At 58.4% G+C, this 16790-nt stretch carries 24 protein-coding genes and 1 other RNA gene; 18 read left to right on the top strand and 7 right to left on the bottom strand.

Annotated elements, in window-relative coordinates; translation table 11 throughout:
- A partial coding sequence (gene tnpA, locus MAIT1_RS01680) for an IS66 family insertion sequence element accessory protein TnpA (protein WP_085440281.1) occupies nucleotides 1-294 on the bottom strand: 294 nt, incomplete at its 3' end.
- A gap of 172 nt (nucleotides 295-466) precedes the next feature.
- On the opposite strand from tnpA, the gene MAIT1_RS01675 reads away from it, so the two are divergent.
- Nucleotides 467-664 carry a helix-turn-helix transcriptional regulator gene (locus MAIT1_RS01675; protein ID WP_085440280.1) on the top strand — a complete coding sequence of 66 codons (198 nt, stop codon included), beginning with the start codon at nucleotides 467-469 and terminating at the stop codon, nucleotides 662-664.
- Between the two features lie 59 nt (nucleotides 665-723).
- Here MAIT1_RS01675 and MAIT1_RS01670 read toward each other — a convergent pair whose 3' ends face one another.
- A complete protein-coding gene (locus tag MAIT1_RS01670; protein ID WP_085440279.1) occupies nucleotides 724-930 on the bottom strand; it encodes a hypothetical protein in 207 nt (68 codons plus the stop codon).
- A gap of 57 nt (nucleotides 931-987) precedes the next feature.
- On the opposite strand from MAIT1_RS01670, the gene MAIT1_RS01665 reads away from it, so the two are divergent.
- The 7 genes from MAIT1_RS01665 to MAIT1_RS01635 all read left to right on the top strand — a co-directional run bounded on the left by MAIT1_RS01665 (nucleotide 988) and on the right by MAIT1_RS01635 (nucleotide 5151).
- Nucleotides 988-1476 carry a hypothetical protein gene (locus MAIT1_RS01665; RefSeq protein ID WP_085440278.1) on the top strand — a complete coding sequence of 163 codons (489 nt, stop codon included), beginning with the start codon at nucleotides 988-990 and terminating at the stop codon, nucleotides 1474-1476.
- Nucleotides 1476-1841, top strand: coding sequence for a hypothetical protein (locus MAIT1_RS01660; protein WP_085440277.1), 366 nt, complete (start codon nucleotides 1476-1478; stop codon nucleotides 1839-1841). The genes MAIT1_RS01665 and MAIT1_RS01660 overlap by 1 nt, the downstream gene beginning before the upstream one ends.
- Complete coding sequence (locus MAIT1_RS01655; protein ID WP_085440276.1) at nucleotides 1841-2638, top strand: ATP-binding protein; 798 nt, start codon at nucleotides 1841-1843, stop codon at nucleotides 2636-2638. The genes MAIT1_RS01660 and MAIT1_RS01655 overlap by 1 nt, the downstream gene beginning before the upstream one ends.
- An 11-nt stretch (nucleotides 2639-2649) precedes the next feature.
- Nucleotides 2650-3213: a DUF669 domain-containing protein gene (locus MAIT1_RS01650; RefSeq protein ID WP_085440275.1), complete on the top strand. Its 564-nt coding sequence runs from the start codon at nucleotides 2650-2652 to the stop codon at nucleotides 3211-3213.
- Nucleotides 3214-3293: 80 nt separating this feature from the next.
- Nucleotides 3294-3680: a hypothetical protein gene (locus tag MAIT1_RS01645; RefSeq protein WP_241893393.1), complete on the top strand. Its 387-nt coding sequence runs from the start codon at nucleotides 3294-3296 to the stop codon at nucleotides 3678-3680.
- Complete coding sequence (locus MAIT1_RS01640; protein WP_085440274.1) at nucleotides 3680-4663, top strand: oxidoreductase; 984 nt, start codon at nucleotides 3680-3682, stop codon at nucleotides 4661-4663. Before MAIT1_RS01645 ends, MAIT1_RS01640 begins: the two co-directional genes overlap by 1 nt.
- A 2-nt stretch (nucleotides 4664-4665) precedes the next feature.
- Complete coding sequence (locus tag MAIT1_RS01635; protein ID WP_085440273.1) at nucleotides 4666-5151, top strand: ORF6N domain-containing protein; 486 nt, start codon at nucleotides 4666-4668, stop codon at nucleotides 5149-5151.
- A 13-nt stretch (nucleotides 5152-5164) separates the two neighbouring features.
- Here the strand turns inward: MAIT1_RS01635 and MAIT1_RS01630 are convergent, their stop codons facing one another.
- Genes MAIT1_RS01630 through MAIT1_RS01625 form a run of 3 tightly spaced genes read right to left on the bottom strand, consistent with a single transcriptional unit; the run spans nucleotide 5165 to nucleotide 6463 of the window.
- Nucleotides 5165-5818 carry a DDE-type integrase/transposase/recombinase gene (locus tag MAIT1_RS01630; RefSeq protein ID WP_241893394.1) on the bottom strand — a complete coding sequence of 218 codons (654 nt, stop codon included), beginning with the start codon at nucleotides 5816-5818 and terminating at the stop codon, nucleotides 5165-5167.
- Entirely contained in the window at nucleotides 5751-6149 is a 399-nt protein-coding gene (locus tag MAIT1_RS22155) for a hypothetical protein (protein WP_241893392.1), read from the bottom strand. The genes MAIT1_RS01630 and MAIT1_RS22155 overlap by 68 nt, the downstream gene beginning before the upstream one ends.
- Nucleotides 6150-6160: 11 nt before the next feature.
- Nucleotides 6161-6463: a transposase gene (locus MAIT1_RS01625; protein ID WP_085440272.1), complete on the bottom strand. Its 303-nt coding sequence runs from the start codon at nucleotides 6461-6463 to the stop codon at nucleotides 6161-6163.
- A 337-nt stretch (nucleotides 6464-6800) separates the two neighbouring features.
- On the opposite strand from MAIT1_RS01625, the gene MAIT1_RS01620 reads away from it, so the two are divergent.
- From MAIT1_RS01620 to MAIT1_RS01585, 8 genes are all read left to right on the top strand, one after another.
- On the top strand, nucleotides 6801-8429 hold the full coding sequence (locus MAIT1_RS01620; RefSeq protein WP_085440271.1) for a DEAD/DEAH box helicase: 1629 nt from the start codon (nucleotides 6801-6803) through the stop codon (nucleotides 8427-8429).
- Nucleotides 8407-8613, top strand: coding sequence for a DUF6511 domain-containing protein (locus MAIT1_RS01615; RefSeq protein ID WP_085440270.1), 207 nt, complete (start codon nucleotides 8407-8409; stop codon nucleotides 8611-8613). Before MAIT1_RS01620 ends, MAIT1_RS01615 begins: the two co-directional genes overlap by 23 nt.
- Nucleotides 8614-8624: 11 nt before the next feature.
- Nucleotides 8625-10928, top strand: coding sequence for a PriCT-2 domain-containing protein (locus MAIT1_RS01610; RefSeq protein ID WP_085440269.1), 2304 nt, complete (start codon nucleotides 8625-8627; stop codon nucleotides 10926-10928).
- A 373-nt stretch (nucleotides 10929-11301) separates the two neighbouring features.
- Nucleotides 11302-11823 (top strand): hypothetical protein, encoded by a 522-nt coding sequence (locus tag MAIT1_RS01605; protein WP_085440286.1) that lies wholly within the window; start codon nucleotides 11302-11304, stop codon nucleotides 11821-11823.
- A complete protein-coding gene (locus MAIT1_RS01600; RefSeq protein ID WP_085440268.1) occupies nucleotides 11816-12208 on the top strand; it encodes a DUF6362 family protein in 393 nt (130 codons plus the stop codon). Before MAIT1_RS01605 ends, MAIT1_RS01600 begins: the two co-directional genes overlap by 8 nt.
- 141 nt (nucleotides 12209-12349) lie before the next feature.
- Nucleotides 12350-12748: a D-Ala-D-Ala carboxypeptidase family metallohydrolase gene (locus tag MAIT1_RS01595; RefSeq protein ID WP_085440285.1), complete on the top strand. Its 399-nt coding sequence runs from the start codon at nucleotides 12350-12352 to the stop codon at nucleotides 12746-12748.
- A gap of 97 nt (nucleotides 12749-12845) precedes the next feature.
- Nucleotides 12846-13241, top strand: a complete 396-nt coding sequence (locus MAIT1_RS01590; RefSeq protein ID WP_085440267.1) for a 3TM-type holin — start codon at nucleotides 12846-12848, stop codon at nucleotides 13239-13241.
- Nucleotides 13238-13486, top strand: coding sequence for a hypothetical protein (locus MAIT1_RS01585; RefSeq protein WP_085440266.1), 249 nt, complete (start codon nucleotides 13238-13240; stop codon nucleotides 13484-13486). Before MAIT1_RS01590 ends, MAIT1_RS01585 begins: the two co-directional genes overlap by 4 nt.
- Nucleotides 13487-13490: 4 nt before the next feature.
- Here the strand turns inward: MAIT1_RS01585 and ssrS are convergent.
- Nucleotides 13491-13684: non-coding RNA, 6S RNA (ssrS, locus tag MAIT1_RS22695), on the bottom strand.
- A gap of 514 nt (nucleotides 13685-14198) precedes the next feature.
- Here ssrS and MAIT1_RS01575 point away from each other — a divergent pair.
- Together MAIT1_RS01575 and MAIT1_RS01570 are read left to right on the top strand one after the other, a co-directional pair.
- Nucleotides 14199-14702, top strand: coding sequence for a hypothetical protein (locus MAIT1_RS01575; protein ID WP_085440264.1), 504 nt, complete (start codon nucleotides 14199-14201; stop codon nucleotides 14700-14702).
- Nucleotides 14699-16069, top strand: a complete 1371-nt coding sequence (locus MAIT1_RS01570; RefSeq protein WP_085440263.1) for a site-specific DNA-methyltransferase — start codon at nucleotides 14699-14701, stop codon at nucleotides 16067-16069. The genes MAIT1_RS01575 and MAIT1_RS01570 overlap by 4 nt, the downstream gene beginning before the upstream one ends.
- Here MAIT1_RS01570 and MAIT1_RS01565 read toward each other — a convergent pair.
- Nucleotides 16066-16668, bottom strand: a complete 603-nt coding sequence (locus MAIT1_RS01565; protein ID WP_158089248.1) for a plasmid pRiA4b ORF-3 family protein — start codon at nucleotides 16666-16668, stop codon at nucleotides 16066-16068. The two genes, MAIT1_RS01570 and MAIT1_RS01565, sit on opposite strands and share 4 nt — an antisense overlap.
- Nucleotides 16669-16790 lie beyond the last annotated feature (122 nt).

Here is a 16790-nt window from a genome sequence, read left to right as displayed (position 1 = left end):
GCCTGGCGCAGAGTCGGGTTCCAGCAGATCCAGCGTCACGCCATTGGGCAATTCCATTCGACAACGGCGCTCCGGCAGGGCGTCGGGCTCCACCGTCAAACGCGCAAATCGTGACTCCGCCTCGAACGCTGCATCCAAAAGCCCTTTGCGCCTCAGCTCGCTTTTCTGGTTGTAAAACTCCTGAACATCCAACCCTTGAGCGTCGGCATACGCCTTCAACGTTCCGCCCGTCCGCTCGCTGGCGCGAACGTGCTCAAGCCAATACCGCTGCCGCTCCGTCAACTCTGTCGCCATGGCTTCCTCCGTTATGCATCCTGGAAGGCATAGCGTGACGGATCATTCCAGACAGGGGAACCCTGCGGTTTACGTGGCGCTTACTAACCTCTCGCCTAACCTCCTGCCTAACATCTGCCTAACCTGGGCTTTGCTAATCTGTCTCCAAGTTCAACGCACAACGGAGGCAGACATGGAAATCATCAAACATCTCAATGTGTACCAGCTTTCAAAACGCTGGGGAGTCTCGTGTCAGACTCTTCAAAACTGGCGCTCACAGGGTAGGGGGCCCGCCTACATCAAGCTCGGTGGCCGCGTTCTCTATCGACTGCTGGATGTCGAGAGCTTTGAAGCGGAGCGCACCCACACCCAAACCGGTCAGGCGGCATGAACATCACCGCATTAGTTGATTCGGAAATAGCCCTCTGGACCGCAGTTTTGGAGCGTGCACTAACAGACGCGCATCTGCTGCTCAAACAGGCCCGACGCAAACCAGAGCTTTGGCAGGATATGCCGTTTCGCATCGAAGTAAACCGCCTCCGGCGCTTTTTCCGGGAGCGTTCTATGGAGGTCGGCGGCTTTGGATTCCTCTGCGACCTGCTTCAGATCGGCATCGACAAAGCTGCACAGCGAATAGAAGACGAATTTCTGACCCATCTTAAGCTGCCGCCGCTGGAGCGTCAGCCCAAAACAGAAGACGACAGGAGAGAAGATATGAACGCCACCATCACCCTCAAGCAACTGCACACCATGCCCCTGAGCGACGTCGCAAAACTGGATGGCGCCGCCCTGGCGGACCTGCAGCAACAGGCCAACGCGGCCCTGGAGCGCGCCAAAAGCGCCAAGGAGTTTCTCGATGGTGCCATCGCCCGCAAATACGGGGACCTCATCAAACAGCTGCGCCAGCAGAGCGGTAAGGACTTCGGCACGGTGCGATTCACCGATGGCAACGTGCAGGTGGTCTCCGATCTGCCCAAGCGTCCCCAGTGGGATCAGAAAAAACTGGAGGGTGTGGTGGAGCGGATCAAGAGCTCTGGGGAAGATGCGCGGGAGTTCGTGGAGATCAGTTATCGGGTTTCTGAGCGGAAGTTCAACGCATGGCCCAGTCAGATCCGCAGTGCGTTCGAGGGCGCGCGCACCGTTAAGCCGGGCAAACCCACCTTCAAATTGGCGGTGAGCGTCGAGAAGCAGGAGGCGGCGTGATGAAGCGGAAGCAGTATCCCAGCGATCTGGAGCGCTACACCGTTTCATTCCCCTCTGGGATGCGAGCCCAAATCAAAAGCGCAGCACAGGCGCAGAACCGCAGCATGTGCGCCGTGGGAACAAACAGACGACCAACAAAGAGGAACAAACAGATGCTCAACAAAGAGATGGAAATGCTTGTTCTTAAGCTTATAGACAAAATTCAAGCGGTCATGGACGCCATCAAGGCAATGCCTGATGAACGGGCGTTGGAACGGGGGTTTAACCTCGCTGAGTTAGAAAAGGCCCATCTTAAATTCAGCAGAATCAAACGTAGCATAGAACGCAGTCTCCGCATGGCCAAACAGAGTCAGGAGGCGGCGTGATGGCGACCACTCTGCAATCCCTGAATCGCGCCCAGGATCGTCGTCCTCCGCGCATCGTGAAGTACGGCGTGGCGGGCGTGGGCAAAACCACGCTGGCGGCGGGCGCGCCGAACCCGGTGTTTATCCTCACTGAGGATGGCCTGGGACAGATACAGGCCACCAGCTTTCCCATCGCCAGAAGCTACTGGGATGTGATGGGTGCGCTGGATGCGCTGCTCAATGAGTCGCACGACTTCGCCACCGTGGTGGTGGACAGCCTGGACTGGCTGGAGCCGCTGATCTGGGCGGAGGTTTGCGCCCAACAAAACGTGCGCAACATTGAGGAGATCGGCTACGGGAAAGGATATGCCTTCGCGCTGGATCTGTGGCGCGCCTATCTGGAGAAACTCAATCGCCTGCGTGACGAGAAGAACATGGTGGTGATCCAGATTGCGCACTCGGTGATCAAGCGTTTCGACAGTCCGGAGCATGACCCCTATGACCGCTACGAGATCAAATTGCACGCCAAGGCGTCGGCGCTGATCCAGGAGCATAGCGACTGCGTGCTGTTCGCCAACTACCGCATCAGCACCACCAAAACCGACGTCGGCTTCAAGAAGAAGGTGAACCGCGCCGTGGGCGATGGCGAGCGTGTGCTCTACACCCAGGAGCGCCCGGCCTTTTTGGCCAAAAACCGATACAACCTGCCGCTGGAGTTGCCCATGGACTGGAAAACCCTGGAGGGCTACCTCACCGGCCAGTTGGCGCAGCAGCCAAATCAACCGCAACCGCAACCGCAACCGCAATCTACGCAATAGGAGAATAGAACATGGCCAATCTTGGCGGAACCTTTGACGCCTCGCAGGTGGAGCCCAGCAAACCGCAGGAGGCGCTGCCGCCCGGGGAGTACCGGGTGCAAATCATCAACAGCGAAATGCGCGTGACCAAGGCGGGGACGGGTCAATACCTGTGGCTGGAGATGGATGTGCTCGACGGTGTGCACGCGGGGCGCAAGGTGTATGAGCAACTCAATCTGGTCAACCCCAACCAGCAGGCGGTGGAGATCTCGCAACGCGCGCTGTCGGCCATCTGCCATGCATTGGGGCGTATGCAGGTGCAGGACTCCGAGGAACTGCATTTCAAGCCCATGCTGATCAAAGTGGCGGTGGACAAGAGCGGCTACAACAAGATCAAGGGCTACAAAGCCGTCAGCAGACCAATGGCTGCCCCGCCACCGCCACCTCCACCGCCGCAGCAGACGTATCAACAACCCACGGCGCCGCAACAGCAGTCCCCGGCGCCGCAACAGCAATCTCCGGCGCCACAGCAGGGGTATCAGCCCCCAGCGCCAACTGCCAGCGGGGCTGGGCCCTGGAATAGCATCCGGCAGTAAAAAGTCGGGCGGAGCCGTTACCCCGCTGCCAGGCAATGGTAGCGGCCCGCCCTATCCACAGAGTCTTTGAGGAGGCATCCATGGACACCACCATCCTGAACCATCAGGAGCGGGGGAACAATCCCCCCATGCCCGAAACCCGGATTCAATGCCGGGAGATGATCATCACCTTGCAGTCGGAGATCGACGCCATTCGCGACCAGATAGCGGCGTCGGACCTCAAACGTCAGGCCCGAGGCGAGCAACTCGATCCCGAGTGGTTTCACCGCGCGCGCACCGCTTTGCGGTTTAAAAAAGAGAAGCTGGCGCGGATCAAGGCGCACATGCAGCAACTGCCGGGCGGCAAGTCAGAGCGTAACGCCCGTCTCAAAGACGCCATCATCGCCACGGTGCGCGCCGATTACGACGAGCAGGCGTGGCGCGAAGTGCTCGACGAGGCGCACCTGCGTCTGGAAGGGGGGGCGTGATGGCGCTCCTGCCAAAACCCGAAAGTCGCACCGTCACCGCCATATACCACGCCTATGAATCCGCCGCCGATGATGGGTTTCGTCCCCACCTTGGGGCCTCGCTCATTGGCAAAGAGTGCGAACGCGCGCTCTGGTACGACTTCCACTGGGTCACGCGCAGTCAGTTCGCTGGCCGGATTCTGCGCCTGTTTCAGACCGGTCATCTGGAGGAGCCGCGTCTGGTGGCCGACCTGCGCCGCATCGGCGTGACGGTGATGGACCTCAATCCTCAGAGCGGTCGCCAGTGGCAGGTCAAGGCCCATGGCGGCCACTTCGGCGGCAGCCTCGATGCGGTGGCCATGGGCGTGCCCGAAGCGCCCAAGACCTGGCATGTGTGCGAGTTCAAAACCCACAACGCCAAATCCTTCAAGGCGCTGGTGGACAAAGGCGTCGAGGAGGCCAAGCCCCAGCACTATGCGCAGATGCAGATCTACATGCATCTGTTTGAGATGGAGCGCGCGCTCTACCTGTCGGTGTGCAAGGACAGCGAGGAGCTCTACGCCGAGCGCGTGTGCGTTGACCATGACCTTGCGCAACGGCTGCTGGAGAAGGCCGGACGGATCATCTTCTCGCCGCATCCGCCGGTGCGCCTGCATGAGGACCCCTCCTGGTGGCAGTGCAAACTGTGCGACCACCACGCCATTTGTCACGAGGGCGCGTTTGCCGAGATCAACTGTCGCACCTGTCTGCACTCGACGGCGGAGGCTGATGGACGCTGGAGTTGCGCGCAACACCAGATTGTTCTGTCAGCGCCCGCGCAGAAACAGGGCTGCAATCAGCATCTCTACATCCCCGATCTGGTCCCAGGAAAACAGACCGACGTTGATCCCGTGGCCGGGGTGGTCACGTACCAGTTCCCAGGTGGAGGGTTGTGGCGCAATGGATCAGAGGGTTCTCAATGCGGTGCGCCTGCGGTTGATACTCTCAACGAGAAGGAGGCATAGCAATGAGTATTCAGCCTCAAGGCCCCATGATTTCGATTGGCGAAACATCTGTGCCCGTTATCGAATATCAGGGCTGTCGCGTGGTCACCTTCGCCATGGTGGATCAGGCGCACCAGCGGACGGAAGGGACCGCTCGCAAACGCTTCAATGATCACAAGGAGAAGTTTGTTCCAGGTGAGGACTTCCATCGTGTTGATTTTTCACAAAGGTCCGAATTGCGGACTTTTGGCTTGGATGTCCCAACACGCGGACTGATGCTGTTGACGCAGTCTGGCTATCTGATGTTGGTGAAATCTTTCACGGATGATCTGGCGTGGCGGGTTCAGCGCGAGTTGGTCAATCGCTATTTTCATGCCGCCCCGGTCTCCACGGCTCATCAAGCCTACCTGATGGCGAAAGCCATATGGGAGCAGGATGAGCAGATTCGCTGCTTGGAGAGGGTTAATGGCGAGCTGTGCTGGTTCAGCGGAAACATGACAACCGTCTAAACCAAAATATCAGTTAGCTGTTCGCCTTTTCAGCCATTTTTTGGGATGGCTGAAAAGACTGCTTTTGGTGCGTCGTCCGACGCCGTTCTCTGGCCGCCTCAAGCTTTTCATCTCGTTCGGCCAGGATCTGCACATGCCGCCCTTCCAGGCGATCCTGTGGGGTGACGTAGTCGATGGCGCTATGGAGCCGCCGGGTGTTGTAATGCTCGACGTACTTTCCCACAACCCGTTGGGCATCTTCCAGCGATAATGGCGTCTGAGGCCGAATGCACTCACGCTTCAAACTACCGTGAAAACGCTCCAGTTTTCCGTTGCTCTGCGGATAGTAAGGCGAAGTCCTCACATGCGTCATGCCGGATTCCCGGATGAACGCCTTAAAATCGTTGGCAACGAACTGCGGCCCATTGTCTGAGATCAGCCGCGGCTTAGCTTCCGGATAGGCCTCCTGAGCTCGGAGCAGGACCACTTCAACCTCATCTTCCTTCATCGACTCACGAATCTCCCAGTGGAGGATAAACCTGCTACATCCATCCAGGACACTGCACAGATAGTAGAACGTCCCCTGGATATTCAGATAGGAGATGTCCACATGCCAGTGTTTATGCGGCTCCGAAGGCTGTTTGAACCCTGTGCCCTTCTGCGAGGGCGGTGGGCTCCAACGACGCATCAGCCCGGCAGTTCTGAGCACACGCAGCACTGAAGAGGGGCTGACCGCCCACCACGCCTGCATCCAGCATCATGTAGGTCAGGCGCCGATAGCCCTCTGACGGATGTTCATGGAAAAAGGCGACAATCGCTTCCCTTTCCCAATCGTCCAGCCAAAAATCTCGGGGAATACGGCCATAGTGGTCGTTAACCATTCCATAGCGCTTGCGCCATGAATAGAACTTGCCCCTTTGCACGCCTATCCAGTTGATAATCCGGCTCGTGTCGATTTCGCTCTTGTCTGACCAAAACGCCACGAAATCCACCACCGAATCCCGTATGTCCGGCTCCACCCAGCAGCCGTTCAGCTCACCCCAAGACTTTTTTTTAGCGCAACATGCGCCTCAAGAAGCTCGGACATAACCTCATTTTTGGTTGCCAACTTCGCTTCTAGTTCGGCAATCTGTCGATCACGAGCCTTTTGGCCGCGTTTGTCAGCCAAAGCCGCTTCGCCATTCTCAAACAAAGCCTTTTGCCAGCGATAGTACTGGCTGGGCTGAATGCCCGCCTCGTCACACAGATCCGAGAGAACCACCTTCTCGACCAGGTGACGGCGCACATAGCCTACCTTCTGCTCAGCCGTAAATCTCCGCTTCTTCCGTTCCATACAAACCTCCGCTTATTATCTACACATTATAAACGGCTTGTTTGTCATTTTCCAACTGAACCGAAACAGAGCAGCAGCGCCAGATCGCAGAGATAGCGCAACGCCAAGCTGATCTGGATGGCGATACGGGATACATGACCGCGTTGGCTTTCTGCCGTCGAGAGGGAATTGATGCGCCGCTCTCTTTTGCACAGGCGCTGGGTCTCAAGGCAACAAAACTCTGTAAAGATCTGGAAATTCGGATGGGTCGGGTTCCCGATGAGCGCTGGGGAGCGGTCAACAGTTACCCCGTAGAAGTTTTGCGTGAATGCCTCCAATCCATGACAGGAGGCGCATCATGCTGACCCTCAGACCCTACCAGCGTGAGGCGATCGACGCCATCTACGCCTATTTCGAGGAGAAGTCGGGTCACCCCCTGGTGGTGATCCCCACCGCCGGAGGCAAATCTCTGGTGATGGCCAAGTTCATTCAGGAGGCGCTCGGCTACTACCCCTCCACCCGCATTTTGGTGGTCACCCATGTGCGTGAGTTGATCAGCCAGAATCACGCCGAATTGCTCGGCGTCTGGCCTGAGGCTCCCGCAGGCATTCACAGCGCCGGGCTCAAAGCGCGGGATACCGAGTCGCAGGTGCTGTTCTGCGGCATCCAATCCGTCCATAAGCGCGCCTACGACATCCAGCAGTGCGACCTGGTGCTGGTGGACGAGGCGCATCTGATCCCGCGCAAGGCCAACACCATGTACCGGCGGTTTCTCGATGATCTGACCGCAATCAACCCGCAGCTGAAGATTATCGGTTTTACCGCTACGCCGTATCGCTTGGACTCCGGCCAGTTGCACAAGGGCAAGGAGGCCCTGTTCGACGATATCGCCTATGAGGTTTCAGTGCGAGAGCTGATCGATGATGGCTTTCTCTGCCCCCTCATTAGCAAACAGACCGAAACCCAACTGGATGTCACCGGCGTCGGTACGCGCGGCGGCGAGTATATCGCTTCCCAGCTGGAAGCGGCAGTGGACCAGGATCCCATCACCCAGGCGGCGATTGGGGAGGTGATCGCCCATGGCCAGGATCGGCAGTCGTGGCTGTTGTTCTGCTCTGGCGTCGCCCACGCCGAGCATGTGCGCGATGCGTTGCAGGGTAGGGAGATATCCTGTGAGTGCATCTTTGGCGACACGCCTAAAGAGACCCGTGATGACATCATCGCCCGCTTCAAACAGCGCGAGATTCGCGCGCTGGCGGCCATGAACGTGCTCACCACCGGTTTCAACGCGCCCTCAGTGGATCTCATTGCGATGTTGCGACCGACCAAATCCACCGGCCTGTATGTGCAGATCGCCGGGCGCGGCACGCGGCTGTTTCCCGGCAAGGAGAACTGCCTGGTGCTGGATTTTGCCGGCAATGTGGCGCGGCACGGCCCCATTGACCTGGTCAAGCCCAAGGGCAAGCAGGATGCGGGCGGAGGCGATGCGCCGGTCAAGGTGTGCCCCCAGTGCCAGACCATCAACCATGCGGCGGTTCGCCACTGCATCGAGTGCGATTACCAGTTTCCGCCGTCGGAAATCAAAATCGACGCCACCGCAACCACGCGGGAGATTCTCTCAACGACCAAACCGCAGACGGAGTGGACGCGGGTCTACGATGTGACCTATGGCAAGCACCAGAAGGAGGGCAAGCCGCCCTCCCTGCGGGTGGAGTATCTGTGCGGCTTCAACTGGCATCGCGAATGGGTCTGCTTTGAGCACAGCGGCTTTCCCAAGCGGCAGGCAGCGCGGTGGTGGTCGCAGCGCGCGCCAGCGGGAACGCCCATGCCGCATACGGTGGATGAGGCGCTCGAAATGGTCAACAGCCTGCGCCTGCCCACGCGCATTCAACTGCGGCGCAAAGACAAGTTCGTGGAGGTGGTCGGCGCCCGTTTCGACCAACCAGAGCAAAAGGAGGCGCGTGATGATCGATCCAACGCCGCGTGATGAGGTCGCATTCCGCTACGCCGGTCAGATGGTTGGCGAGTATGTGGAGAGCATCGGCAAGAGCGACCTGCGCGCGTTTACGCTGGTTGAGTTTCTGACTCTGGTCGAGGTGGCGGTGACCGGCTATCTCGACGAACGCGCGCGCCAGGATGAATCGGCGAAACTCAATGATACGCCGTTTTGAGAAGGAGAAAAATGGTGCATAATTTCATGGACAAATATGGCGAGAGATTGATCGCCGGAGGTTTTTCGATTCTGCCTATTGCGCCGGGGAAGAAATATCCGGGCGCGTATCAGCGGGGCGCATGGCGTCCCTACAAGGGGTGGAACAAACACGCTGAGCGCGCCACGACGCTCAATGAGCTGTCCATCTGGCGGCAGTGGCCCGACGCGGGCATCGGCGTGGCGTGCGGTAATGTGGCCGCCATCGACATCGATGTGAGCGACGCGATCATCGCCCAGCAAGTGGAGGATCTGGCCAGAGAGCGACTCGGAGACACCCCAGCCGTGCGTATCGGTCATGCGCCCAAACGGTTGCTGGTCTACCGCACAGCGGAGCCATTTTCTGGCATCAAACAGCATCCGCTGGAGGTGCTCTGCCTGGGGCAGCAGTTCGTTGCCTACGCTATTCATCCGGATACGGGCCAGCCGTACCATTGGCCAAACGCATCGTTGGTGGATCAGCGTGTAGATGACTTGCCAACAATCAGCCAACAGCAAACGCACGATTTTGTAGAGGAGGCGCTAAACATTTTGCCCCAAGAGATGCGGCCAAATCGACTGGAGAAACATAGAGATTCGTCAACGCCGATTTTGATGGATTCGCATGGTGTGTCGCACAGCGGTCAGCAGGGCACGTTTGAGGCGGTTTCAGACGCGCTGCGCTACATCGTGAATGCGGATCTGCCCTATGATGACTGGGTGCGCATCGGCATGGCCATCAAGGGCGCACTGGGCGAGGCGGGGGCGGCTCTCTTCGCCGAGTGGTCAGCATGCGCGGGCAAAAACAATCCCGCCACCACAACACAATCGTGGTCGAGTTTTAAACCGACCATCATCGGCGCGGGGACGCTCTACCATCTGGCGCAACAACGTGGCTGGCAGCCAGAGGCGTCGATCACGCTTAATCCGGTCAATGTGACGCCACAGGGCCCACACCCTGCGCAGGGGCTGCTGAGCAGGGTCCAAGAGAACGCCGTTGCCGACGTCCCTCCGAGTGAGGAGAAACTGCCCTTCATCGACGGGCCGGAGTGGGATCCGCTGGATGTGGATGGGGTGCTGGGCGCGTTGGTGGAACACATGATCTCCACGGCAACCAGGCCGCAGCCAATTCTGGCTGTCGGCAACGCTCTGTGTGCTCTGGGCGCGCTCATGGGGCGGCGATATCGCACGGAAACGAACCTCCGATCCAATCTCTACATCGTCGGCATCGCGGATAGTGGGTCTGGCAAGAATCATAGCCGGGAGGTCATCACCGAGTTGTTCATGCGGACAGGGCATCAGTCCTATCTGGGCGGCAATCGGATCGCCTCCGGAGCCGGTTTACTCCGGGCGGTGTATGAGCATCCCGCCATTCTGTTCCAGCAGGACGAGTTTGGAATGTTCCTCCAGGCCGCCGCCGACCGTCGCCGCAGTCCTCGGCATATCACGGACATCCTGGACCTTATGACCGAGTTGTACTCCTCGGCGTCAACGACATTCCTGGGGCCTGAATATGCGGTCAAAGACAAGAGCGGGCGCAAGGATATCAACCAGCCCTGCTTGTGCGTCTACGGGACAACAACACCGGTGCTGTTTTGGTCGGCGTTGCGGAGTGCGAATGTGGCGGATGGCTCGCTGGCGCGGTTTGTCATGCTCAAAACCCGAGACGACTATCCTGATCCTGTCGGCGCCAACGTCATACGTCCGATTCCCGACCATCTGCTTCAGGCGGTGACGGCAATCGCCAATGGCGGCAGTTCTGGCGGCGGAAACCTGTCAGGCGTGACGGCGACGCCGGAGACCTCTGTCGAGCCCATGATTGTGCCGATGGAGCAGGGAGCCAGGACGGTATTTGATGAACTCAGCTGTCAAGTCATGAGTAAACTTAAAACATGCCGGTCGACGCAATGGTCCTCGATTCTCGCGCGGGTGTGGGAGAATGCATCCAAAATCGCGCTGGTGAGAGGGGTGTCGGCAAACCCGCATGCGCCGCTCATTCGCCAGGAGGACGCCGTTTGGGCCAGTGCTCTGGTGGGGTATGCGGTGAACAGGCTGATCGAAGATGTGGAGCAGCACCTGGCGGACAACCAGACCGAACAGAATCACAAACGGGTGCTCACGATCATTCGCGCCGCTGGACGGCAGGGCATTCCCAGGAACAGGCTGACCCGCAAAACGCAGTTTTTGAACGAGCGCGAACGCAGAGAGATTGTCCAGGCGCTGTTGGAGGGCGGGCAGATTGTGGCCGACGTGAAACCGACGCGGACACAGCCTGGTATGGTTTACAAGGCGGCTTGACCAAAACCAACCACCAAGCCCGTCAAAAGTGCTAAATTGACGGGCTTGGTGGAGTTTTATCAATATAATTCAGGCTATTACTTGGTTCTGTCAAAGAATCACGCCTTAAAAAGAAAAAATAAAAAGTTAACAGAAAATATGTTTATTTATTATATCTTTATATAGGGTTCTCTCTTTATAGGCATGATATGTTGATGTACTTTTTTTAGTTATTTAATACATGTAGTTAAGAAGCCTAACCCGTCATTTGACGGGGTTTGATGGCTTGGAATGGAGCAAAAACCCGCTTTAGAGCGCCGGTCCGGGACAGCCCTCCCACGCCGCCGCCCTCTCCAACTTCACCGAAGGAGTGAGGACGATGGCTGTAACCCGGATAGCGCATCAGTGCGCCCCCAACAACCCCCAGCAGGAAACCGAGGCGCCCCAACCCACCAGCGTGTTGGCGTTGGATTTGGGCGGGCAAACCGGTTGGGCGCTCAGGCAACCCGATGGGACCATCACCAGCGGCACGGTCACTTTCAAGCCGGGACGGTTTGAGGGCGGCGGTATGGCGTGGCTGCGGTTTAAACACTGGCTCGACGAGGTGGCGGGATTTGCCGCGCCGCTGGAGCGGGTCTACTTCGAGGAGGTGAGACGACACATCGGCACGCTGGCATGTCAGGTCTACGGCGGCTTTCTGGCGCATCTGACGGCGTGGTCTGAGGCCAACGGCGTGGCTTACCAGGGCGTACCGGTGGGCACGATAAAAAAACACGCCACCGGCAAGGGCAACGCCTCCAAGGCGCAGGTGATCCACGCCATGAAGCGGCTGGGGCATACCCCGGCGGATGATAACGAGGCCGATGCTCTGGCGTTGCTGCATTGGGTCATCGCCCAGGAGGTGGAACATGGCTGACCAGCAATTCTGGAGCGCGCAGATGGTGGTCGACAGACTGGAGGAGGCGGCCAGCACGTTGCAGCGCCTGCCGAAGGAGGGCCCCAGGGATTTGAAAGCCAGTTGGCCTCAGGTGATTCATGATTTTTGGAACGCCTACGGTTGGGATAAAGCGCGCACGCGTCTCGGACCGCCCACGCCAGACGCCATTGATCGCATGGATGAGTGCATGGAGTGGCTGCGTTGGCTGGAGCCTGAGCAGATGCGGTTGGTGTGGGCGCGTGCAGAGCGCTTGCAGTGGAAGCGCATTATGGCCCAGTTGGGGGTGTGTCGTGAGACAGCCCGGCAGCGATATCTGCTCGCCGTAGCCACCATTGCAGCGCGGCTAAATCAAAAAGTTGCCTAGGCATTTTAGCATCTGGGCATCTTGCCCGGAATTGGGCATACTCGTGGTCAAGCTCGGAGAAAAAGCATCTGGGCGACACGGCAACTTGCATGGGCCCGCCCCGAGGAAACTTGGTGGCGGGTTAATTTTTTGGAAGACATGATGAGCGACACGCCCTGGCCCCATTTCACCAACGCCGAATTGACCTGCCGCTGCGGCTGTGGCCGCATGGAGATGCAGGCAGATTTCATGCACAAGCTGGAGAGTTTGCGTGAAGTGTTCGGGCGCCCTATGCCGGTCACCTCCGGCTATCGTTGTCCAGAGCATAACGCCGCCATCTCAGTTACCGGCTCCAATGGCCCGCATACGTCTGGCGCGGCGGTAGATGTGTTGGTGAGCGGCCAAGACGCCTACGACCTCATCGATCTGGCCAAAGCGGCGGGCATGAGCGGCGTCGGCGTCAAGCAGCACGGTCCCCATCGTAGCCGTTTCATCCACCTCGACGCGCTGCCCCGCGCCGCCAACCAACCGCGCCCGACCATCTGGAGCTACCCGAAATGAACGATCCCAAATGGGCGGACATCATCATCGGGTTGTTCGGCTCGTTGTTCATCGCGTTTGCCGCCATCATGCCGCTGTTCATCACGGGCGTGCTCTGATGGGCATCTTGGAGAAGATCATTGGCGGGGCGGCGGCGCAGCCCATTGAGGCGGTGGGCAAGGCCCTGGATGGCCTGTTCACCTCCGACGAAGAGCGCTTGGACAAGCAGGCGCTGCTCACCCGCCTGGCGCAGCAACCGGCGGCGTTGCAGGTTGAACTGAACAAAATCGAAGCGTCGCACCGCTCCACCTTTGTGGCGGGCTGGCGCCCGTTTCTGGGATGGGTGTGTGGCGTCGGACTCTCCTTCGCCTACGTGATCAATCCCATCATCCAGTGGGTGACGGGGCAGCCCGGCCCTCAACTGCCGCTGAACTTCATGCAGGAGTTGGTGGTGGCCATGCTGGGCTTGGCGGGTCTGCGGACCTGGGAGAAACAAACCGGGAGGGCGAAATGAGCGGCAACTGCGAGAAAGAGTGCCCGTACTCGGCGGAGATGGCTACGCTGGCCAACGAACTCAAACACATCAACCAACGCCTCGCCATCGGCCAGCAGAAGTTTGACCGCATGGAAGCGACGCTGGACCGGCTGGACGCCGCAGAGCAGCGTCTGGTAGGCGGCTACAAGCTATTCCGTCAGATCCTGGCGCTGCTGGCGCTCATCGCGGCGTTCATGGCGGTGCCTTGGATTAACAAGCCGTAGTGAATATATCCCCGCAGGCGTCGTGGGCACGGAACCACAAGGTCCACGGATAAACAGGTGGATCTGGTGTGAAAGCCCCTCGCCATCTGGAGAAAGACTTCCCACCCAGGCGAGGGGGCGTTCAACGTGAGAGTCCCAGTTCCAATCACCAACGAGTTGGGCCAGGGGAACATTGCCTCACGAACGCCGCAGGGATTGATTCCAGCGTATGCCACGGCGCAGCTTCTTTCAATCGCAATCGGAGTGTGATCAAGATTCTTGTCTGTTTCAAAGACTGTCGCATGATTGGGTCAGTTTCCTCCCCAGCAAGGCGACGAGTTTGACAGGCAGGCGCAATAGAAAGCGCACGAAGTAGACCATTGGATGCGTTGAAAAGTCGGCCACATTGTTCTCCATTTTTGAAATTGGAATGACTATGACCGTGAATGACGTGGCCAGTTCCGACATCAGGTGCATTCAGGGAATGGGCGCAGAGTTTGAACTGAAGAGACAGTGGGCAAGCGGCAGACCGAGAGTTTGCGACGGAAATACGGTAACCATCTGAAAGAAAAAGGTTATAGAAACTAAATTGGCTGGTTCCTAAGTCACTGATATGTAAGTGGGTAGCGCGACAGCCCGAGACTTTTCTAGCGACAGAGCTAAAAACGGGTTCGCTCCGGTGCGCAAGTTCGCGCCATTTTCACTGCAAAGATCGAGGGTTCGATGAATCGCGATGGGATTGTCCAATCGTGGCTACGCCCGCCATCGCGGGGTATCAGAAACCGCCGTGCGCAAGGCCATCAAGGCTGGACGCATCAGCAAGGAGCCGGACGGGAGCATTGATCCGGTCAAGGCGGATGCGGAGTGGGAGCGCAACACCAACCAGGCGCAACAGCGCACCACTGCCCCAGCGAACCCACCCCAAAGGTTCGCGCCTATTTCGCCATCTGCGAACCAGCCCAAACAGGGTGCCCCAGACTACCAGACCAGTCGCGCCATTCGTGAGGCCTACGCCGCGCGTTTGGTGAAATTGGACTTTGAAGAGCGCTCTGAGCAACTCATCAGCGCCGACGAAGTGCGGGTGAGCGCCTTCAATATGGCGCGGCGGGTTCGGGACCGGTTGTTTAATATCCCGCACCGGCTCGCCTCGGTGCTGGCCTCGGAAACCGAAGCCGCCGTCATTGAGGAGCGGCTGGAATTGGAACTGCGCAAAGCGCTTGAGGAGCTCAAAGGATGAACCAGATTCCCGCCATGGCCGAGAGGATCGAGCTGTGGCCTACGGAGCGGCTGACGCCCTACGCCGCCAATGCGCGCACCCACAGCGATGAGCAGATCGCCAAGGTCGCCGCGTCAATGGTGGAGTTTGGATTCACCAATCCGATTCTGGTGGACGCCAAGGATGGCATTATTGCCGGGCATTGTCGCCTCTCCGCCGCGCAGCGTATTGGCTTGGAGCAGGTGCCGGTGGTGGTTCTGGACCACCTGTCTGATGCGCAGCGTCGCGCCTACATCCTGGCGGACAATCGATTGGCTCTCGATGGCGGCTGGGATGAGTCGGTATTGGCCGCTGAGTTGGCGCGCCTGAAGGAGGACGAATTCGATCTCTCCCTCATGGGCTTTAGCGATGAGGAGATGGAAGATCTGCTGGACAGCTTTGATGGTGATGAGTTCGACGGGGAGGGCGGTGGCGCCGCAGTCGCCGATAACGATGTCATTCCCGAGCCGCCCGCCAATCCGGTGTCGCGCCCAGGCGATTTGTGGATTCTTGGCGACCATCGCCTGTTGTGCGGCAGCAGCCTCAACGCTGATGATGTGATTCGGTTGATGAACGGCGAGCGCGCGATTCTATTCGCCACCGATCCGCCCTACTTGGTCGACTACGACGGCACCAACCACCCGCAGAACAGCGCGCGCAAAGCCAAGGTCGCCAAAGGAGAGACCAGCGGCACGGACGGCAACAAGGATTGGTCAGCCAGTTACGGCGTGACCTGGGACGACTCCTCCCAGGGCCCGGAGCTCTACGAGGGCTTCATCCGCGCCGCCATCGACCACGCCATCGAGCCCAACGCCGCTTGGTACTGCTGGCACGCATCCAAGCGCCAGGCGATGCTGGAGGCGGTGTGGGAGAAGATGGGCGCGTTTCAGCACCAGCAGATCATCTGGAATAAGGAGAAAGGCGTACTCACCCGCTCGAAGTATCTGTGGAAACACGAGCCATGCCTCATGGGGTGGATCAAGGGCAACATGCCGCCGAAGGTTGATGGCGCGGAGTATCTTTCTACGGTGTGGGACATCCATGGCCTCACCGGCGATGAGCGTCCAGATCATCCGACGCCGAAGCCTCTCGATTGCTTTGCCATCCCTATGCGTCAGCATGCGGAGAAAGGCGGGCTGTGCTATGAGCCATTCTCCGGCAGCGGCTCGCAGATCATGGCCGGGGAGATGACCGGGCGGCGTGTGTTCGCCATGGAGATCAGCGGGCAATATTGCGATGTGGCGGTGCAGCGCTTCATACAGGCCACGGGCAAGACCGGCTATCTGGACGGGTCTGGCGGGAAGAGTTTCGCCGAAGTGGCGGCGGAGCGGGGAATCGAGCTTGATTAGCTGTTCCTTTCTGAGAACTGGTCATACCAAAGGGCCAGACTGGAGTTGATGGCATCTCGATCAAACTCTTCGGGATCAAACTGTCCATCAGACCACTCCATCCACGCGCCATGCTCTGGATGGTTGATATCTTTAATTGCTTCAAGAAATCCATGATATCCCAGAATTCCGCCAACGTCTTCCGGGGGGCATCTTCGTTTGCCAGTCACCAAGTGAGGGTATCGTGAATTTGGATCAATCGCCTCTGAACCTTCGATTTCAATTTTATGAAGCCAATTGTCACCAAAGTCATAAACATAAGAGCAATACCGAATGCCTTTGCCGTAGATGGTCCGCAGCATTATGTTCCATTCAGGTAGGACTTTCCTGTCTTCCAAATAAAGATCATCGTCAAAAGAGTTGGAACCGCTGTACACAGTATCGCCTACCTCGAATTCATGGAGGTGGGAGTTTTCCCATCCCATGGAAATCTGAATGAGGTGGTGGAGATCTTCGAGCGTTGAATCATCTGGCACCAAAATTCTTCTCCAGATCGGCGGCTTGATTCCGGTGAGGGTAATTTTAATCTTATAGATCCTGGTTCGTTTGGGGGATGCCATAAAGGGCCTCATTAAATCATAGAGCAGGTTGACGCATGGTCGGAATCATAAGGGTTGCTCTTGTTGACGTCCATGAGGCTAAAAACAGGATAGCCCGGAATTTGTAGTAGTTCTTTGAGATG

The sequence above is a fragment of the Magnetofaba australis IT-1 genome (genome assembly GCF_002109495.1).
In the GTDB taxonomy this organism is placed as follows: Bacteria; Pseudomonadota; Magnetococcia; order Magnetococcales; family Magnetococcaceae; genus Magnetofaba; species Magnetofaba australis.
This window is presented reverse-complemented; position numbering and strand designations above follow the sequence as displayed.